1 tRNA gene and 2 rRNA genes (1 of these 3 cut by a window edge) are annotated in these 2,500 nt (G+C 54.6%); all 3 read left to right on the top strand.

Annotation, left to right across the window (positions count from 1 at the left end):
• Positions 1 to 1,899, top strand: a 23S ribosomal RNA gene (locus PH547_RS33275); it begins 995 nt to the left of the window's first position.
• A 118-nt stretch (positions 1,900 to 2,017) separates the two neighbouring features.
• A 5S ribosomal RNA gene (gene rrf, locus PH547_RS33270) occupies positions 2,018 to 2,132 on the top strand.
• Positions 2,133 to 2,422: 290 nt separating this feature from the next.
• Positions 2,423 to 2,499: transfer RNA gene (locus PH547_RS33265), tRNA-Met, on the top strand.
• Position 2,500 lies beyond the last annotated feature (1 nt).

Here is a 2,500-nt window from a genome sequence, read left to right as displayed (position 1 = left end):
GAGCACTGGATGGGCTATGGGGACTCACCGTCTTACTGATCCTAACCAAACTCCGAATACCGGGAAGTACTACTCGGCAGACACACGGCGGGTGCTAACGTCCGTCGTGAAAAGGGCAACAACCCTAACCTCCAGCTAAGGTCCCCAAGTCATGGCTAAGTGGGAAAGGATGTGAGGATCCCAAAACAACCAGGATGTTGGCTTAGAAGCAGCCATCATTTAAAGAAAGCGTAACAGCTCACTGGTCTAGTCAAGGGTCTTTGCGCCGAAAATGTAACGGGGCTAAAGCCATGCACCGAAGCTGAGGATTCCTCTTTGAGGAGTGGTAGCGGAGCGTTCCGTAAGCCTGTGAAGGGACAGCCGTGAGGCATCCTGGAGGTATCGGAAGTGCGAATGTTGACATGAGTAACGATAAAGAGGGTGAGAGACCCTCTCGCCGAAAGACCAAGGGTTCCTGCTTAAAGTTAATCTGAGCAGGGTTAGCCGGCCCCTAAGACGAGGCGGACACGCGTAGTCGATGGGAACCACGTTAATATTCGTGGGCCTGGTGGTAGTGACGGATTGCTTAACTTGTAAGGTCTTATTGGATTGATCTTGCAGGGACGCGGTTCCAGGAAATAGCTCCACCGTATAGACCGTACCCGAAACCGACACAGGTGGTCAGGTAGAGTATACCAAGGCGCTTGAGAGAACTATGTTGAAGGAACTCGGCAAATTGCACGCGTAACTTCGGAAGAAGCGTGACCCTTATGTGCGCAAGCATGTGAGGGTGGCACAGACCAGGGGGTAGCGACTGTTTACCAAAAACACAGGGCTCTGCGAAGTCGCAAGACGACGTATAGGGTCTGACGCCTGCCCGGTGCTGGAAGGTTAAGAGGAGGGGTGCAAGCTCTGAATCGAAGCCCCAGTAAACGGCGGCCGTAACTATAACGGTCCTAAGGTAGCGAAATTCCTTGTCGGGTAAGTTCCGACCTGCACGAATGGCGTAACGACTTCCCCGCTGTCTCCAACATAGACTCAGTGAAATTGAATTCCCCGTGAAGATGCGGGGTTCCTGCGGTCAGACGGAAAGACCCCGTGCACCTTTACTATAGCTTTACACTGGCATTCGTGTCGGCATGTGTAGGATAGGTGGTAGGCTTTGAAGCAGGGACGCCAGTTCTTGTGGAGCCATCCTTGAAATACCACCCTTATCGTCATGGATGTCTAACCGCGGTCCGTCATCCGGATCCGGGACAGTGTATGGTGGGTAGTTTGACTGGGGCGGTCGCCTCCGAAAGAGTAACGGAGGCGCGCGATGGTGGGCTCAGACCGGTCGGAAATCGGTCGTCGAGTGCAATGGCATAAGCCCGCCTGACTGCGAGACTGACAAGTCGAGCAGAGACGAAAGTCGGTCATAGTGATCCGGTGGTCCCGCGTGGAAGGGCCATCGCTCAACGGATAAAAGGTACGCCGGGGATAACAGGCTGATGACCCCCAAGAGTCCATATCGACGGGGTTGTTTGGCACCTCGATGTCGGCTCATCGCATCCTGGGGCTGGAGCAGGTCCCAAGGGTTTGGCTGTTCGCCAATTAAAGCGGTACGTGAGCTGGGTTCAGAACGTCGTGAGACAGTTCGGTCCCTATCTGCCGTGGGTGTAGGAATATTGACAGGATCTGTCCCTAGTACGAGAGGACCGGGATGGACATATCTCTGGTGGACCTGTTGTCCTGCCAAGGGCATAGCAGGGTAGCTATATATGGAAGGGATAACCGCTGAAGGCATCTAAGCGGGAAACCCACCTGAAAACGAGTGTTCCCTATCAGAGCCGTGGTAGACGACCACGTTGATAGGCCGGGTGTGGAAGTGCGGCAACGCATGAAGCTTACCGGTACTAATAGCTCGATTGGCTTGATCGTTCCCATTGCTCGTGTTCATCACACGATGCATCTGACGTGTTCAAAAAAAGACAAGAGACATGAAGGCTATTGCCTCCATCCTCTCTTCACCAGCTTCTCAAACGTTGCGCTTCGCTGACCTGGTGGTTATGGCGGGGTGGCTGCACCCGTTCCCTTTCCGAACACGGCCGTGAAACGCCCCTGCGCCCATGGTACTTCGTCTCAAGACGCGGGAGAGTAGGTCGCTGCCAGGTCTGCAAAACGCAACGCCGGATAAACCCATCTGGGTTTGTCCGATGATTTAAATCTTCTCGACACAAAAACGGCTAAGCCGTGTTACAATAGGCCGCTCAAAAGCGGCCTTTGTCGCTTCTAAAGGCATACAGTTATACGCCCGGCTCCGAAATAAGGTGCCACGGGAACACGGGACAAATCCTTCGGATTTGCCCGGATCACGCAAGCCGCAACGCGGCTTGCTCAAGCTCCGACGAACCCCAACGGTTCGCTCAGGGCGGACAAACCGCAACGCGGTTTGCTCGGATAGCGCGGGGTGGAGCAGCCCGGTAGCTCGTCAGGCTCATAACCTGAAGGCCGCAGGTTCAAATCCTGCCCCCGCAACCAA

The sequence above is a fragment of the Rhizobium cerradonense genome (assembly GCF_030182455.1).
Classification (GTDB): Bacteria; Pseudomonadota; Alphaproteobacteria; order Rhizobiales; family Rhizobiaceae; genus Rhizobium.
This window is presented reverse-complemented; position numbering and strand designations above follow the sequence as displayed.